Annotated in this window: 16 protein-coding genes; 2 read left to right on the top strand and 14 right to left on the bottom strand. The window is 61.3% G+C overall.

All coding sequences use genetic code 11. The features are described from left to right. Position 1: 1 nt before the first annotated feature. Genes AC3WTO_RS18490 through AC3WTO_RS18480 form a run of 3 tightly spaced genes read right to left on the bottom strand, consistent with a single transcriptional unit; the run spans position 2 to position 3,719 of the window. A complete protein-coding gene (locus AC3WTO_RS18490) occupies positions 2–973 on the bottom strand; it encodes an ABC transporter permease (protein ID WP_492558427.1) in 972 nt (323 codons plus the stop codon). A gap of 7 nt (positions 974–980) precedes the next feature. Next, positions 981–2,006: an ABC transporter permease gene (locus AC3WTO_RS18485; protein ID WP_492462755.1), complete on the bottom strand. Its 1,026-nt coding sequence runs from the start codon at positions 2,004–2,006 to the stop codon at positions 981–983. Between the two features lie 24 nt (positions 2,007–2,030). After that, positions 2,031–3,719: an ABC transporter substrate-binding protein gene (locus AC3WTO_RS18480; protein ID WP_492462220.1), complete on the bottom strand. Its 1,689-nt coding sequence runs from the start codon at positions 3,717–3,719 to the stop codon at positions 2,031–2,033. Positions 3,720–3,891: 172 nt separating this feature from the next. On the opposite strand from AC3WTO_RS18480, the gene AC3WTO_RS18475 reads away from it, so the two are divergent. Next, complete coding sequence (locus AC3WTO_RS18475) at positions 3,892–4,782, top strand: LysR family transcriptional regulator (RefSeq protein ID WP_492462219.1); 891 nt, start codon at positions 3,892–3,894, stop codon at positions 4,780–4,782. Positions 4,783–4,856: 74 nt separating this feature from the next. On the opposite strand, the gene AC3WTO_RS18470 is transcribed toward AC3WTO_RS18475, so the two are convergent. The 6 genes from AC3WTO_RS18470 to flhA all read right to left on the bottom strand — a co-directional run bounded on the left by AC3WTO_RS18470 (position 4,857) and on the right by flhA (position 9,710). After that, positions 4,857–5,402, bottom strand: coding sequence for a hypothetical protein (locus AC3WTO_RS18470; RefSeq protein WP_492462217.1), 546 nt, complete (start codon positions 5,400–5,402; stop codon positions 4,857–4,859). Positions 5,403–5,407: 5 nt separating this feature from the next. Beyond that, positions 5,408–5,815 (bottom strand): hypothetical protein, encoded by a 408-nt coding sequence (locus AC3WTO_RS18465; protein WP_492462216.1) that lies wholly within the window; start codon positions 5,813–5,815, stop codon positions 5,408–5,410. A gap of 8 nt (positions 5,816–5,823) precedes the next feature. Next, complete coding sequence (locus tag AC3WTO_RS18460) at positions 5,824–6,369, bottom strand: rod-binding protein (protein WP_492462215.1); 546 nt, start codon at positions 6,367–6,369, stop codon at positions 5,824–5,826. A gap of 102 nt (positions 6,370–6,471) precedes the next feature. Beyond that, entirely contained in the window at positions 6,472–6,858 is a 387-nt protein-coding gene (locus tag AC3WTO_RS18455) for a hypothetical protein (RefSeq protein ID WP_492462213.1), read from the bottom strand. A gap of 3 nt (positions 6,859–6,861) precedes the next feature. Then, positions 6,862–7,620 carry a flagellar biosynthetic protein FliR gene (gene fliR, locus AC3WTO_RS18450; RefSeq protein ID WP_492462212.1) on the bottom strand — a complete coding sequence of 253 codons (759 nt, stop codon included), beginning with the start codon at positions 7,618–7,620 and terminating at the stop codon, positions 6,862–6,864. A gap of 2 nt (positions 7,621–7,622) precedes the next feature. Beyond that, positions 7,623–9,710, bottom strand: coding sequence for a flagellar biosynthesis protein FlhA (gene flhA / locus AC3WTO_RS18445; RefSeq protein WP_492462211.1), 2,088 nt, complete (start codon positions 9,708–9,710; stop codon positions 7,623–7,625). Between the two features lie 335 nt (positions 9,711–10,045). On the opposite strand from flhA, the gene AC3WTO_RS18440 reads away from it, so the two are divergent. Further along, on the top strand, positions 10,046–11,758 hold the full coding sequence (locus AC3WTO_RS18440; RefSeq protein WP_492462754.1) for a chloride channel protein: 1,713 nt from the start codon (positions 10,046–10,048) through the stop codon (positions 11,756–11,758). Between the two features lie 65 nt (positions 11,759–11,823). Here AC3WTO_RS18440 and AC3WTO_RS18435 read toward each other — a convergent pair whose 3' ends face one another. The 5 genes from AC3WTO_RS18435 to flaF form a co-directional block, all read right to left on the bottom strand. Beyond that, positions 11,824–13,488 (bottom strand): MFS transporter, encoded by a 1,665-nt coding sequence (locus tag AC3WTO_RS18435; RefSeq protein ID WP_492462210.1) that lies wholly within the window; start codon positions 13,486–13,488, stop codon positions 11,824–11,826. A gap of 297 nt (positions 13,489–13,785) precedes the next feature. Further along, positions 13,786–14,052: a flagellar biosynthesis protein FliQ gene (gene fliQ / locus AC3WTO_RS18430; protein WP_492462209.1), complete on the bottom strand. Its 267-nt coding sequence runs from the start codon at positions 14,050–14,052 to the stop codon at positions 13,786–13,788. A gap of 10 nt (positions 14,053–14,062) precedes the next feature. Further along, a complete protein-coding gene (gene flgD / locus AC3WTO_RS18425) occupies positions 14,063–14,479 on the bottom strand; it encodes a flagellar hook assembly protein FlgD (RefSeq protein ID WP_492462208.1) in 417 nt (138 codons plus the stop codon). 2 nt (positions 14,480–14,481) lie between these two features. Further along, positions 14,482–14,934 carry a flagellar biosynthesis repressor FlbT gene (gene flbT / locus AC3WTO_RS18420; protein ID WP_492462207.1) on the bottom strand — a complete coding sequence of 151 codons (453 nt, stop codon included), beginning with the start codon at positions 14,932–14,934 and terminating at the stop codon, positions 14,482–14,484. After that, the gene (gene flaF, locus AC3WTO_RS18415; RefSeq protein WP_492462206.1) at positions 14,931–15,278 is read right to left on the bottom strand and encodes a flagellar biosynthesis regulator FlaF; all 348 of its coding nucleotides are present in this window, start codon (positions 15,276–15,278) and stop codon (positions 14,931–14,933) included. Before flaF ends, flbT begins: the two co-directional genes overlap by 4 nt. Between the last annotated feature and the right edge of the window lie 11 nt (positions 15,279–15,289).

Genomic DNA, 15,289 nt, shown 5'->3' with positions numbered 1-15,289 from the left:
CTCAGTGGCTCCTCGTGCGCGGGTCGAGCACCGCGTACGTCATGTCAACGACCGCATTGGCCAGGACCACGAAGAAAGAGGCGTACATGACGCTCGCCATGATCACCGGCAGGTCGAGGCTCTGCAAGGAATCATAGGTGAGTTTGCCGACGCCGTTGAGCCCGAAGATCACCTCGGTCACCAGGGCGCCGCCACCGACGAGTGCGCCGAAATCAAGCCCGAACATGGTGACGAAGGGGACGAGCGACATGCGCAGGGCGTGACGCAACAGGACCCGCACTTCCGATATGCCCTTGGCGCGTGCCGTGCGGATGAAGTCTTCCTGGTAGGTCTCGACGATGTTGGCGCGTAGCACGCGTCCATAGATACCGACGAAGCCCAGCGACAATGTGAGCCAAGGCAGCAGCAGGGCCTTGAACCAGCCGACCGGGTCTACCCACAGGGGTACATAGCCGAGCGCCGGAACCCAGGAGAAAAGAAGTGTGTCGTGCAAGCGGTTCTGCGACACGAGGTTGGTCATTTCGCCGAGCCAGAAAACGGGAATGGCCACACCTGTAAGCGAAAGGATCATCAAGATGCGGTCGATGAGGCTATCGCGGTAGGCGGCGGCGAGAATGCCGACAGCAAGCCCGCCGATGAGCCAGAACAGCGCCGCGCCGAAAACGAGCGAGAGGGTCACTGGAGCAGCTTCGATGATCGCCGGCACGACCTTCAGTCCGCGATTGACGAATGAAACGAGATCCTGGGTCACGAAAAGCTTTTTCATCATCACGGCGTATTGCACCGGCAGCGGGCGATCGAGGCCGAAATCATGACGCACCGCAACCAGCGTTTCAGGCGCCGCATTCTTGCCTGCGATGCGGGCGGCGGGATCGGAACCCGGCGTTGCGAAGAAGATCAGGAAGACCAGGATGCTGATGCCGAACATCACGAACAGCATCTGTGCAAGGCGCTGCAGAAGGGCCGCCAACATCATCGTCTTACGGCCTCAGCTTGGCGCGGGGATCGAAGGCGTCGCGTACACCATCGCCTAGAATGTTGAGCGCGACGATGGCGACGATGATGACCAGTCCTGGAGCCGTCGAAACCCAGGGTCGGCTATAGAGCAGGTTCTGGCCGTCCCGGATGATGGTGCCCCAGCTCGCACCTGGGGATTGCACACCCAGCGAGAGGAATGACAGGGCCGTCTCCGTGGCGATGTTCAGTGCCATCATCAGTGGAACAAACACGATCAGCGTGGTGACGACGTTCGGCAGGATATCGCGGATCAAAATCCGGTAAGGCGGCACACCGAGCCCGATCGCGGCCGTGACGAAATCGCTCTTCCTGAGGGCGAGGACCTGTCCCCTGATCGGGCGAGCGACGTAAGGCACGTAGATGATGCCGATAATGATGATCGGGATGATGAGGCTGCTGGAATCGATGACGATCGGCCCAAGTTCGATGCGGGAATTGAGGAGGACGATCGAGAGAGAGATGGCCAGCAGGTAGATCGGGAAAGCCCACAATATGTCCAGGGCACGGGACAGAACCCGATCGATCCAGCCGCCGAAGAAACCCGAGGAGATGCCGACGAGCGCGGCGAGAACCAGCGTGATCGCCGTCGACGTGCTGCCAATGAACAGGGTGGCTCGCCCGCCGTACAACAGGCGTGCCATCACGTCCCGGCCTTGCTCGTCTGCTCCCAGGAAATAGGGGCCGAATTGCCATGTCGGGCCGATCGGCATGACACCGATCCCCAACCCCTCGGTGGATGGCGCCAGGACTGGAACGCTTTCGCCGCCGAGCGTGATCTCGCCTTCAAGGTTGGAGTTGAAAGGATCGACGTTGGCAATGTGTTTCGCATAGATCGGTGCCAGCAGCGACGCCACGATAACCACGACCAGGACAAGTGCGGCGGCCAGGGCAGATCCATCGCGCGAAAATCTATGCAAGGCCTGTGCCCAGGGGCCGCGAGATCGCGCATTTATGTGCTCGGCCTGATCTGGTGGGGGCGGTAGGACCATCCCGATTGCGGGCTCAATCGTCATCTAGCGTACCCAGCCGAGCGTATATGCCCAGGTATTGGTCGCCTTGGAGAACTGGAAGTTGCCCATGCGCTTGGAGACAAGCGTGACCTGTTTGGGATTGAACAAGGGGATGAGCGGAACCTGCTTCATCATGCCCTGGTCGATCGCGGCCCACAGCTCGCTTGCCGCCGCCTGATCCGTGATGCCGACGGCCAGCGCCTTGTCCATCCGGGCCTGGAGGTCCTTGTCACAGAACCCGGAAATATTGGGAGAGGAATCGGAGCCTTCTCGAAACGAGCCGCATCCGAGCAGAACATTCAAGAAGTCGCTGGCTGCCGGGTAGTCGGCATACCATTGCGTGACCGATATCTGGACTTTGTTGTTGGTATTCTGGATGTAGCCGTAATGTATGTTGCCCGATATCGACTTGATGCTGGCGCTGTAGCCGATCTGGTTGAGCAGGCTCTGCAGATAGGACCCGATGTTGCGCGATATCTCACCATCCTCGGTGAGGATGGTGACGGTCTGCCCCTTGGTCCCGGATTCATCGACCAGCTGCTTTGCCTTCTCCAGATCCGGTGCGGTCCACTTGCTGCCGGGGGCCTTGGTATGCAGGCAGAACGGACTGTAACCCTGCATCCCAGGTGGCAGGATCTGGCAGGTCGGTGTTGCGAGGTTGCGGCCACCGAAGAAGTTGATCACAGCCTTTAGGTCGATGGCATAGGCCAGCGCCTGGCGCGCCTTGAGATTGTCAAAGGGAGCCAGGTTGACGTTGAGCGGCAGGTACCAGAAGGCGAGTTGCGGATCGAGGTGCACCTGCGTCGGGTACTTCGTTCCGAGCTCAGCCAGGCGTGAAGCCGGAGGCTGATCGAACATGACGTCGGCCTGATCATTGATGATCGCGTTGACCTGGGCATCGGCCGTCAAGCCGAAGCGGAGCTCGAACCGATCGACATAGCCGTCCGGCTGGGCTTCGACACTCCACTCCCTGAAATGCGGGTTGCGCGCCCAGATGAGAGCCTTGTTGGGATCATAGCTTTCGAACGCATAAGGTCCCGTACCGGGGATGGGCTCTATACCGACGTCTCTGGCGATGGTTTCGGCCGGCAGGATCGACGCATGTGGCATCGACAGCTTATCCAGGAACTCGCCATCGGGGGCGGTGAGATTGATCGTGATGGTCCAATTCGACTTGTCGGCAACAACGCCACCATCGAGCGTGCAGCTGTCAGGCTTGGCGAGGCAGGCGTCGGCACCGATGATGTCCTTGTACCAGGTCCCGGATGTCGGGCTCGACACTTTGAAAATGCGCTGGAATGAGGCCACGACATCGTCGGTGGTCAGGTCCTTGCCATTCGAGAACTTGATGCCCTTGCGCAGCTTGAAGACATAGGTCTTCCCGTCATTTTCGACGCTCGGCATCGCTTCGGCGAGGTCGGGAACGATGGCAAGACTGTCGACACCGCCGGCTTTGCGGAATGTCATGAGGCCGTCGTAGACACCGCCATAATAGCTCCAATAGAGCGGCGCGTAGTTGATCTGCGGGTCGATCGTTCCGCCGGCCGATTTGGCGACCACGCGAACGGTTCCACCGCGATGCGCCTGCATCAGGTCGGCCCGACTTTCAGCAGCCTGTGCCATGCCGGACAAGGAGCCGAGGCAAAGCAGTGCAATGCTGAGTGAAGCCAGGATGCTGCTTTTTCGCGGCATAAATCTCTCCCGTTCCGCCTCGATGGCGGCCATGTGCGTTGCTCCTCCCATGAGACCGGGAGGTGAACAGCGCCGTTTCAAACGTTCCCCTTTCACGAACACTAGGTTGGCTTATCCTGGATGGGAAATTTATTTTGTTGCTTCTGATGATTGAAAAATTTTATCTTGAAGCATGCTCAAATACGCTCAAAGCTTCTGTGTCCTGGCCGAGGAACTGCACTACAGCAAGGCGGCCGCCCGCCTGCATCTGACGCAGCCGGCGCTGACCTATCAGATCAAGAAACTCGAAGAGCAGATTGGTTGCACGCTGCTGCGACGCTCGCCGCACCAGGTCACTCTCACCGAGGCGGGGATGGTTCTGGCCCGGGAACTGAGTGTGGCATTGAACCAGGTCAACCGGGCCGTCCAGATGGCGCAGGATGCGGCGCGAGGGGATGCCGGCGCGCTGGCGATCGGCTACTGCGAGCTGCCCGAAGCGGGAAACATGACGGCCATCATCCGCCGCTATACCGAACTGCACCCGGGGGTCGATGTGACCTTGCTGAATCTGCCGACGATCGAACAGGCTGATGCCTTGACGGCGGGTTCGATCGACGTCGCCTTTCTCCATCCACCCTTGAACGCGCCGCAACTGGTGATGCGGCCCGCCGGCGAGGAATGGATTGTCGCCGCGCTTCGCGCCGATCATGCCTTGGCCGGCCAGCCCATTCTGAAATTGGCTGAACTGATGTCTGAGCGACTGATCGTCTGCGCCGAAGAACTCGGGCCTATCATGTACAATTCGATACTGGCTGCCTGCGGGAAGGCCGGCTTTCAGCCGAGGCTCCGGGAGGAAATGTTCAGATGGCATTCCATGCTCGACCAGGCTGCTTCGGGCCTTGGCGTGGCCTTCGTGCCGGCATCGCTCGCCGGCACCCATCCGCAACTGGTCTTCAGGCCGATCAAGGATCTCGACGTGAAACTGCAGACGTCGATCGCAACGGCCGGAGAGCCGAGCAGGCCGGCCGTGGTCCGGTTTCTCGCGACGGCAGCTTCATATCTGAACGACGTCGTTCACTCATGAGCCCTGTGCGTCGCGGAATCGGGGACGACATCCGCAACGTGCCGGCTGAACCTATTGGTGGCGCGATTGCCGGCTCAGTGACCTGCGGGTTCGGCTGCCGCTTCTGCTTTCGGTTGCACCGGTTTCATGATCGGTTCCATCAACCCGTTGCCGCGCCGCTTGATGGCATTGTCGCGGATCTCATCCTTGCTGAGATAGTTGACCTGGTTGACCAGCACATCATGGATGAGCTCGATGCCGACGCGGGCATTGACGCTCTCGCGGATCGAGTTGCGGAACTTGTCGAGATCGACCGTGTCCTGCTTGGAGAAATCGATCTGCGGATTGGCGTAGAGATAGGAATAGACCTGGTCGGTGATCAGTGCCATTGCCGGCACTGACAACTTGGCCATTTCCTTCGGCTCCACCGTGTAGACCAGCTTGGTCAGGAAATAACCCTGCACCACTGAGCTGCGTATGATCGGCACCGAGATGATCTCGGTCGAGACATAGTCCAACCCGCCGAGCAGCGGCTTCGGTGCCGGGTCATCACCGCGCGCACCCGCCGCCTGAAAGGCGTAGAACGTTGCGCCTACGGTAGCGGCGACGATCCAGAGCGCGGCGATGATGAACTTGATCATGGCTGTTACGATTTGGCCCAGCCAAATTCGCCGGCGGAGTAGGTGCCGTCGGCTTCGGCGTGCTGGATAGCATTCTTCATCAGGTTGGCCACTTCGCTCACGGCGCTGAGGTGGGCGAGCAGGGCGGCTTCGTTGCGTTCCAGCTTGCCGCGCAGGCGCAGCAGCCCCTCCTTGTGCTCGTCGACGAGTTCCTCGGCGGCGATGTTCTTCATGGCGCGGTTGAGCTCATAGAGGCAACGACTCTTGCGGGCGTTCGAAGCCTTGAGATCGAAATTCATGTCGGTGCGGATTGCTGCCGTCTCCGTCTCGACCGCATCCTCGATACGGTTGATGATCGCGGTGAGGCTGCCCACACGGGAGATGGTGAGGTCGGAATGTGCCATGAGGCCCGTATTGTTCTCCAACTGATCCATGGTCGTTCCTAAACCCTTGTCTTCGTTTCAACCGGCGCGGCATCGTCGTCCAGCGAGCGAACCATCCGGCGCTGCATTTCCTGCACGAGCGAATCCGACAGCCGGTTCTGCTCATCGATCGTCGCTCGTTCCGGGCCCCCCGCGACAGGTCCGACGGGTAGTGTCCGTTCCCCGTCACGATAGTGGTCGGCCAGCATCGAGCGGGCGATGCCGATGCCACCACGTTCGGCCATCACGTCCGCCATGCGCTCGGCAAGCTGGGATTTCCACATGTCTCCTGCCAGACCCTTGCCATAGACGCTCTCAGTATCCTTCGGCAGCATGTTCTGGATGAAGGTCTGCAGCACCATCGCTTCGAAGCGCTTGAACTCCTGACCGCGATCTGTTCCCGCAGGTGGTCCGGCCGGGCGCGACCCCATGTCGGCATCGACCGCGAAAGCGACGGAGGCGCCGCCGGCGCGCTTGGTGAGCGCGGCGCGGGCGGCCTCTATGTCCATGGGCTCGGCGGCGCGGGCCACGTCCAGGACGATGTCGCTGGGAGGAGAGATCGCCAAAAGCTGTACCTTCTCGTTGCTATTCTGCGTTGAGTGATGATCGCTGAACAAGCTTGCCGCAGGCTTGCGGGAGCGGAGCGGATTGTCGTCGCGTTGTCATCTTCATTTTTCTGGCGCGCGTTTTTGCTCGATCAGATCGAGCCGTTCGCGATCGGAGCGCTGGCGCTCGTCGTCGCGGCGCGCATCGCGGTAGGCGCGTTCGACCATGTTGGTGCGAGCGGTCGCGGTGGCGACGCTGCCTGCTTCGCGGCGCGCATTCTCGAGGTTGCGGTCGCGTTCGGCGCGAGCGGCGGCAATCCGCTGCTGGTAGATCTCCGGAAACAGCGTGGACAATGAATCCGGTGCATCGAAACGGGCAGCGATTTCCGCTGCCTCCTGGTCGGCCGCAACGGCCTTGGCCAGGTAGCCGGCGCGGCGCATCTCGTGCAACGCCTTCAGCTGTTCCTGTACTTCGACGAGCTTCTTCAGGCGGTCCTTGCGGTTCGTCATGGCTCACCTAGCCAGGGTAGTTTCGATGAAGCCGTCGCCGAACAGCGACAACAGCGTCGGAATGGCGAAGTAGAACAGGATCAGGCCGCCGGCGATCACGAAGGGAAGCGAGATAAAGTAGATCGGAATCTGTGGCGTCAACTTGTTGACGAAACCGATCGCCAGATTGATCAGGATGGCATAGGCGACGAAGGGGCTGCCCAGTCGAAGCACCAGCAGGAACGATTCCGAAAGCGTGTCGGTGACGTCGACCAACGATGCCTGGGCGCTGAAGAAGACGTTCACCGGCGCCACGTTATAGGAAGCGATCAGCGCGCGGATGACCTCATGATGGAAATTGAGGGCGAAGAGCAGCATCAACGCTGAAAACGAGATCAGCGCGGCAATCGCCGCCTGCGGCTCGGGCTCCTCAATTGCCGGACCCCCGGTGCCGCCATAGCCGATCAGCATGGCGATTCCGGCGCCGATGAAGCGCAGCGCTTCCATATAGAGCCGGGTCATGGCTCCGATCAGTCCGCCCACCAGCAATTCCGAAACGATCATCGGCACGAAGATGGCGGGTCTGGTGTCGACGTAAGGAAAGATCTTGTCCCACAGGAAGGCGAGCAGTCCCACTGTGACGGCCACCGCCGCAAACAGGCGGATCTGCAGCGGCAGGCGGATCGAGGACAGTCCCGGCATCAGCATGAAGCAGGCGCCGACGCGGCAGAAGGCGAGGAATGCCGCCAGCACGAAGCCTTGCGTGACCGTTGTCAGATCCATGATCAGGAAATGGTTCCGAGGACCCTGATCTCGACACCCTTGGCAATCTCGACATGGCTGAGCACCGGCAAGGTGGTGAACAGCCTTTCGATAATCATGCGCACGTAGGGGCGGGCATCTGGCGCGGTCACCATCACGAAGCGCTCGCCGGCCTCCATATGCTGACGGACTGCCTTGGATGCCTCCTGGCCGAATTCTTCCAACTGGCGCGGGTCGATATCGAACTCACGGATCTCGCCTTTGGCATCGCGCTTGAGGCTCTGATGGAAGGCGAGGTCCCAGCGATTGCCCAATCTTAGCACCTTCAGCACGCCTCCCTCGGAGAGGTCTCCGCAAATCTGCTGTGCCATGCGGATGCGCACATGCTCGACGATCTGTTCGGTGCGCCGCACGTGCGGCGCGATCTCGGCGATCGCTTCGATGATGAGATGCAGGTTGCGGATCGAGACACGCTCGGCGAGCAGCAGCTTGAGAACCGCCTGCAGGCCCGGGTAGGAAATATGCGAGGAGCAGATTTCGTCGGCCAGCTTGCGATATTCGGGATCCTGGCTGTCGAGCAATGTCTTCATGTCCTTGTAGGACAGCAATTGCGGCAGGTTGTTGCGGATCACCTCGGAGAGATGGGTGAGCAGCACCGACATGTTGTCGGCGAAGGTGTACTGCTCGCGCTTCAGATCCTCGGCGAAAGCTTCCATGACGGAATAGGCACGCATGCCGAAGGCGGGCTCGCGTACTTCTTCGCCTGGAATCTCGGGCAGATCGCGGGTGCCGAGCAGCACCATCAATTCGCCGACCCGCATCTGGTGCTCGGCCACGACGGTGCCGTGGATTTTGATCTGATAGCTTTTCGGCGGAATGCCAAAATCGTCGGTGAGTTTCACCTCGGGCACCACGAAACCGTATTGCGTGGCGAATTTCTTGCGCATCTTGCCCATGCGGAAAGCAAGTTCCTGATGCGAGGTGAGCAGCTTGGTCGAAAGCTGCTTACCGATCAGCAGTTCGATCTCGGCTGTCGCCAGCGAGGATTTCACCGAATTCTTTTCTTCCTCGACCTTGGCGGCGGCTTCGCGGCTGCGCGCCTCTTCCTGTTCGGCCACGCGGCGGTTCTGACGCAGCGGAATGATGTAACCCATACCAGCCATGGCCGCCCCCAAGGTCACGAAGGGAAACATCGGCAGGCCGGGCATGACGGCGAGCAACCCGAGCAGCGCGGCCGCGACATAAAGCGCGCGCGGATGCGCGCCGAGCTGGCCGAACACCGCCTTGTCGGCCGAGCCGCGCGTGCCGCCCTTGGAGACGAGCAGGCCGGCGGCAAGCGATACGATGAGGGCCGGGATCTGGGTGACGAGACCGTCGCCGACGGAGAGCTTGATGAAGACGTCGGCAGCCTCGCCGAGCCCCATGCCGTGGCGCAGGTAGCCGATGGCGATACCGCCGACGATGTTGATGGCGGTAATGATCAGGCCGGCGATGGCGTCGCCGCGCACGAACTTCGAAGCACCGTCCATGGAGCCGAAGAAGGAGGATTCCTCTTCCAGTTCGCGGCGACGCAATTGCGCGGTCTTTTCGTCGATCATGCCGGCTGACAGGTCGGCGTCGATCGACATCTGCTTGCCGGGAATCGCGTCCAACGTGAAGCGGGCGCCGACTTCCGCGATGCGGGTGGCACCTTTGGTGATGACGATGAAGTTCACCACGATCAGGATCAGGAAGACGATCAGACCGATGACGAAGTCGCTCGACATTACCAGTTTCGAGAAGCCGGAAATCACGTAGCCAGCGGCATGCGTGCCTTCGTTGCCGTGCGACAGGATCATGCGGGTCGTGGCGATGTTCAGCGACAGGCGCAGCATGGTGGCGATAAGCAGCACGGTCGGGAACGACGAGAAGTCGAGCGGCCGGGGAATCCACAACGCCACCATCAGGATCAGCACCGAAAGCGCGATCGAAAAGGCGAGGCCGATGTCGATCATGAAGGCCGGGATCGGCAGGAACAGCACCGCCAGAATGACGACGATGCCGAGCGCGAAGAAGACATCGCGGCTGTTGCGTGGCATTGCGTCCGTCGAAATGCTCTCGCTGATGGCCATATCTACCTCACGTCCAACTCTTTGTTCCTGCGCAATTCCGGACGGAAAACCGCTACGCACTTTTCCTGGAATTGCATTTGTCGGCCCTGAAAACGGCAGTCCGGGCCATGCACCGTAACCGGCCAAGCTTGCGCGAGCCTCGAAGGTTTTGAAAATCGCGGCGTTGGCCGACCGGATGTGTCGGTCTGCGCGGTTGCCACGCCACAATGTGGGGCGTATCAGGCGTTCAAGGGCGCTGCCCATAAAAGACATTCGCGAGCCGTCCGTTGTCTTCGAACCAGTCCTTGTCTGTCCAAGCCCGTCGCCTGCGTGCCCTGCTGGTCCGTTCGGTTCCCATGCTGGAGGCGCGGGGCATCATCATCGTGCTGATCGCGGCGGTGGTTGGTGCGTTCTCCGGCGTGGCGGTGACTGCGATGAGTGCCTTTGTGCAAGGCATGCATTGGCTGCTGTTCGACGTGCCGGAAGGCGGGCGGCTGTCATCGATGTTTTCACTGGGTCATCCGCTCCAGGCGGCGATGCCCGCCGTCGGTGGTCTGTTGCTTGGCCTTTCCATCATCTGGCTGCGCAAGCGCAAATTCCGCACGCCGGTCGACCCGATCGAAGCGAATGCGCTTTATGGCGGTCGCATGTCGCTGACCGATACTTTCATCATTGCCGGCCAGACGATGCTGTCTTCCGGCTTCGGCGCATCGGTCGGTCTCGAGGCCGGCTATACGCAGGTCGGTGGTGGCTTCGGATCGCGCCTTGCCCGCTTCTTCCGCATGAAGCGCAATGATGTTCGCATCCTGGTCGGTGCCGGCGCTGCCGGCGCTATCGCTTCAGCCTTCGATGCGCCCCTGACCGGCGCCTTCTATGGTTTCGAGCTGATCATCGGCATCTATTCGATCGCCAATGTCGCCCCGGTCATGACCGCGGCGATCTGCGCCACACTGGTGACAGGCTGGCTGGGTGGTGCGCCGTTCCCGCTGGAGCTCGGTGCCGTTCCGAAGCTGACGGCCAGCCAATACCTGCCTTTCCTGGCACTGGGGCTGATCGCCGGCGGCATCTCGATCGCGATCATGTACATGGTTGCTGCTGTCGAGCGGGGCCTGACACGGCTGTCGATCGACTCCTCGCTCAGGCCTTTCCTGGGCGGTTGCGCGGTCGGGTTGCTTGGGCTGATCACACCACAGGTGCTGTCCAGCGGGCACGGCGCGCTGCATCGGGAATTCGCGATGAACTACGGGCTCACCGTGATCGTCACCGTGTTCCTGCTCAAGATCGCGGCCTCCGTCATTTCACTTGGCTCCGGTTTTCGTGGCGGCCTTTTCTTCGCTTCCCTGCTGCTTGGCGCGTTGCTGGGCAAGATCTTCGCCGCGATCATGCTGGCGATTGCACCCGCGGCCGGATTCGATCCGGCGGTTGCGGCCGTCGTCGGCATGAGTTCGATGGCGGTCGGCATCATCGGCGGCCCGCTGACCATGACTTTCCTGGCGCTGGAATCGACGGGTGACCTGACGCTGACAGGTGTTGTGCTTGCTGCCGCGATCATGACGTCGATCCTGGTGCGCGAGACATTCGGCTACTCATTCTCGACCTGGCGTTTTCATCTGCGCGGTGAAACCATTCGTTCGGCACAGGATGTCGGCTGGATGCGCAGCCTGACCGTTGGCCTGATGATGCGCAAGGATGTTCGAACCATCACGGCGATGACGACGGTCGCGGAATTCCGCCAGCAGGTGCCACTCGGTTCTGCACAGCGTGTCATCGCGGTGGATGGCGAGCAGCGCTACATCGGCATGATCATCGTTGCCGATGCCTATGGCGACCAGCCCGACCCGGCAAGCACGGTGCTCACCCTGGCCCGCTTTGGCGATTCCGTTCTGGTGCCGTCGATGAACGTGCAGTCCGCCGCCGAGACTTTCCATCGCGCCGGCGCCGAGGAACTGGCCGTCGTGGAAGATTTCGAAAGCCGCAAGGTCGTCGGATTGCTCACCGAGGGCCATCTGTTGCGTCGTTATGCCGAAGAACTCGACAAGGCGCGGCGGGATCTCTCCGGGGAAAGTTAGAGCAAGCCCGCGTTTGCGGGAGAACGGAAACGTTCGAAGGCATCGACCCGATGACGGCCACCGGATCAGTGCTCGTCATGCGGTTTCGGCGTGCCGTAATAGCCGATCGGATTGGTTGGTCGTTCGATCATGCGGCGTACTCTCGGCCGCTCGATGCCGGAGTGCAGCGCCCGGATGCGTTCGGTGATTTCGGCATCCGCATGGGTCGCGCGTTTGTTGTGGCGGATATAATCCAGCCAGGTCGGCGTGTGATAACTTTCCATCCAGATTTCCGGATGTTCCAGGTCGCGCGCCAGCACCCAATTTCGGGCGCCGTCACGCCGGCGCACACGCGCCCGCTCGGTCATCACCTTGAGGAACTCCGGGACATCCTCTTCCTTGATCTCATATTCGATCGTGATCTCGATCGGCCCCGAGCGTGGCTTGAGGTCGAGCGCCAGCATGGGTTCGCGCCAGCGGTCGAGCGGATCGAGATTGGGCGCAATATGCTGCGGCAATGGCAGCACGAAGCCGATGGCTGCGCCGGCCAGCATGGTGACTGCTGCGGCCAGGAGCGCAACGCTGGCGCCATGATTGTCGGCGGTCACGCCCCAGATCCAGCTGCCGAGCGCGATGCCGCCAAAGGTCGCCATCTGGTAGATCGACAGCACGCGCCCCACCACCCAGCGCGGGGTCGACATCTGTACGGTGATGTTGAAATGCGAAAGCGCGGTGACCCAGCATGCGCCACCGACAAGCAGGCCGAGCGCCACCTGCCAGGCATAGGGGCTGATGGCGGCGACAGTCGAGCAAAGCGCAAAGCCGAGGAAGGCCGAGCGCACCATGGTTTCGCTGGGCAGAACCTGTCTCAATCGGGCGCTGGTCAATGCACCGATGACGGCGCCGATGCCGAAGGCGCCCAGCATGATGCCGTAGGTGAGGGCACCGCCCTTGACGAGGTCACGCGTCACCAGCGGCAGCAGGGCAAGAACGGCGCCGGCGCTGAAGCCGAAGGTGAAGCCGCGCACCAGCACCTTGCCGATGTTGGGTGACATGGCGACATAACGCAGCCCGGCGCCCATCGCAGCGCCAAGTGATTCACGAGGAAGGTTGGACGCCGGCAGGTTGGGCTTCCAGCGCGCCATCACGATGATCAGGCCGACATAGCTGAAAGCGTTGGCGGCGAAGGCAGCCGCGGCACCAAGCGTAGCCACGATGATGCCGCCCAGCGCCGGCCCGACGCTGCGGGTCAGGTTGAAGCCCATCGAGTTGAGCGCCACCGCGGCCGGCACCTTGTTGCGTGGAACCATATCGCCCACCGAGGCCTGCCACGAGGGACTGTTCAGCGCGGTGCCGCAGTCGATCAGGAAGGTGAAGGCCAGAAGCAGCCAGGGGGTGAGCAGGTCCAACTGGGTGAAGACCATCAGCAACAGTGAGACCACGAGCATGAAGCTTTGCGCGATCAGCATCACCTTGCGCCGGTTGTAGCTGTCGGCGATCGCGCCGGCCACCAGCGCGAACAGCATGATCGGCAATGTGGTGGAGGCCTGCACCAGCGCCACTTGATAGGGCGAGGTGGCGATCTGCGTCATCATCCACGCGGCGCCGACACCCTGGATCAGGCCGCCGAGGTTGGAGACCAGGCTGGCACTCCACACGGCGCGGAAGATACCATGCTGAAAAGGTGCCAGCGCGGAAACACGTTGGCTGTTCGGCTCGTCCTCGATAGCCGGACCGCTGTCTTGGGGCATATCTCGTCTCGTGAATCGCGGCTCTGCCGGCAGCGTTTGCCGACAAAGTTAGACGAGACTGCGGAAAAGGCGAACGAGTTTTCGTCATCCGACTGGTCCAGTGGAGAGATAGGGCAATTCCAGGAAAAGCGTTCGACGGTTTTCCGTCCGGAATTGCGTAAAAACAAGGAACCGAGGCGTTCCCGCTTTTCCGTGAAAACGGAACGCTTCAGACCTCGCCGGCGGCTGGGTTCGTCGACCAAGATCGATGTTGGATTTGTCGACCAAGGTCGACGGGGTCGAGCAAGCTCGACCTTATCAGAAGCCGTGCTGGATGCGCTCGAAGACGACGTTGGTGAAGGCCGAGATCTGGCCGCCGACAAACGGGCCGGTCAGCGCCACCACAAGCATGATGGCGACGATCTTCGGCACGAATGTCAGCGTGATTTCCTGGATTTGCGTCAGGGCCTGGATCAGCGCGATGCCGATGCCGACGGCCATCGCGACCAGCACGACCGGCGCTGAAGCCGTCAGCACCGTCCAGACAGCGAACTGAACGATATCGAGTGCGTCGGCCTCATTCATCGCAGGTGACTCAGGCCGCCGGGGCCTGCTTGACGACGACACCTGGCAGCACCGGCACTTCCTTGCCGTCGTTGAGCACCGCGATAAGGCCGTCGCTGGCCAGGCGCACTTCCTTGACCACGCCCGTGGTCTTGCCGTCGGCCGAAGTCAGTTGCCGGCCGATGAGGGAATCCGCCTGCGACAGTGCCGAGGACTGCAGGATGTATTCCAGCTTGGTGTTCATCTGCACCGATTGCTCGACCTGGGAAAATTGCGCGAGCTGGGCGACGTACTGGGTCGAGTCCATCGGCTTGGTCGGATCCTGATTCTTCATCTGCGCCATCAGGAGCTTCAGGAAGGACTGGTAGTCGACCGAGGTCTTGGATTTCTGCTGTGTCTGCGGCGTGCCGTTGCCAACGGTGTTGTTGACGTTCATGTCGACGGCCATGATCAGCGTGCTCCCATTGCCAGCGGACGCGAAGCGTCCTGGAGTTCATTCTCGTTTGCTTCGAGCGCCAGCTTTTCCAGCTGATAGAGCGAGCGGATCGCCCGCAACGCTTCATAGACATGGCCTTCCGAGACCATGCGGTCGACTTCCTTCAGCGTCGAGCGGATACGCTCGTTGTGGAAGGAGGCGAGCAGCAGCGGCAGCGAATGGCGGAACATCTCGCGGGCTTCTTCCGCGCCTTGCGGATTGATCAGCATGATCTGCGCGACGAAATAGAGCTGCCGCAGTGGCGTCGAGGCTTCTTCAGCCTGGAGGACATGACCCTCCAGCAGGAACTGCACATCGTTGAGCAGTTCCAGCGTGACCTTGCGGTCAACGCGGATGACGGCGCCGTTCAGATAGATGCGTTCGCCGGGCTTCAGCGACAGCTTCAGGGTACTCTTGGATGATGTCATTGAATGCCGTCCCGGATGATCTGCGAGACCTCGATCAGCCCATCGAAATTGTTCGAACGCCCCTGGCGGACATCCTCGGTTTCGCGCAGCAGCCACATGCCGATCGAGATCAAGTTGGCGCGCAGTTCCTTCGGCAGGGCGTTCTCATTCGAGGAGAGATCCTCGAGCAGCGCCGTCCACACGCGGTTGGTGAAATGCAGGGCCTCCACGGCCTGCATGGAGTCTCGACCCGCGTTGGCGGCTTCGATCAGGAGGTCGATCGAGCGCGTCAGCAGATGTCGCTCACGATCTTTCGCGTCGGCTACCGAGTCCGTCTGAATGTCGGCGTAGGAGAATTGATACATCGCTTGTCGTT

The sequence above is a fragment of the Mesorhizobium sp. EU05-FHT14A09 genome, assembly GCF_058790995.1.
Note: the sequence above shows the minus strand (reverse complement) of the source record. Positions and strands in the feature narration are given on the sequence as shown.

What these genes read in the sequence shown, in the direction of transcription:
- AC3WTO_RS18480 (WP_492462220.1), bottom strand. Translation starts at nt 3,719, where the DNA reads ATGCCGCGAAAAAGCAGCATCCTGGCTTCACTCAGCATTGCACTGCTT.
- AC3WTO_RS18485 (WP_492462755.1), bottom strand. Translation starts at nt 2,006, where the DNA reads ATGGTCCTACCGCCCCCACCAGATCAGGCCGAGCACATAAATGCGCGA.
- AC3WTO_RS18435 (WP_492462210.1), bottom strand. Translation starts at nt 13,488, where the DNA reads ATGCCCCAAGACAGCGGTCCGGCTATCGAGGACGAGCCGAACAGCCAA.
- flhA (WP_492462211.1), bottom strand. Translation starts at nt 9,710, where the DNA reads ATGGCCATCAGCGAGAGCATTTCGACGGACGCAATGCCACGCAACAGC.
- AC3WTO_RS18490 (WP_492558427.1), bottom strand. Translation starts at nt 973, where the DNA reads ATGTTGGCGGCCCTTCTGCAGCGCCTTGCACAGATGCTGTTCGTGATG.
- AC3WTO_RS18475 (WP_492462219.1), top strand. Translation starts at nt 3,892, where the DNA reads ATGCTCAAATACGCTCAAAGCTTCTGTGTCCTGGCCGAGGAACTGCAC.
- AC3WTO_RS18455 (WP_492462213.1), bottom strand. Translation starts at nt 6,858, where the DNA reads ATGACGAACCGCAAGGACCGCCTGAAGAAGCTCGTCGAAGTACAGGAA.
- flgD (WP_492462208.1), bottom strand. Translation starts at nt 14,479, where the DNA reads ATGGCCGTCGACATGAACGTCAACAACACCGTTGGCAACGGCACGCCG.
- fliR (WP_492462212.1), bottom strand. Translation starts at nt 7,620, where the DNA reads ATGGATCTGACAACGGTCACGCAAGGCTTCGTGCTGGCGGCATTCCTC.
- flaF (WP_492462206.1), bottom strand. Translation starts at nt 15,278, where the DNA reads ATGTATCAATTCTCCTACGCCGACATTCAGACGGACTCGGTAGCCGAC.
- flbT (WP_492462207.1), bottom strand. Translation starts at nt 14,934, where the DNA reads ATGACATCATCCAAGAGTACCCTGAAGCTGTCGCTGAAGCCCGGCGAA.
- AC3WTO_RS18470 (WP_492462217.1), bottom strand. Translation starts at nt 5,402, where the DNA reads ATGATCAAGTTCATCATCGCCGCGCTCTGGATCGTCGCCGCTACCGTA.
- AC3WTO_RS18440 (WP_492462754.1), top strand. Translation starts at nt 10,046, where the DNA reads ATGCTGGAGGCGCGGGGCATCATCATCGTGCTGATCGCGGCGGTGGTT.
- AC3WTO_RS18465 (WP_492462216.1), bottom strand. Translation starts at nt 5,815, where the DNA reads ATGGATCAGTTGGAGAACAATACGGGCCTCATGGCACATTCCGACCTC.
- fliQ (WP_492462209.1), bottom strand. Translation starts at nt 14,052, where the DNA reads ATGAATGAGGCCGACGCACTCGATATCGTTCAGTTCGCTGTCTGGACG.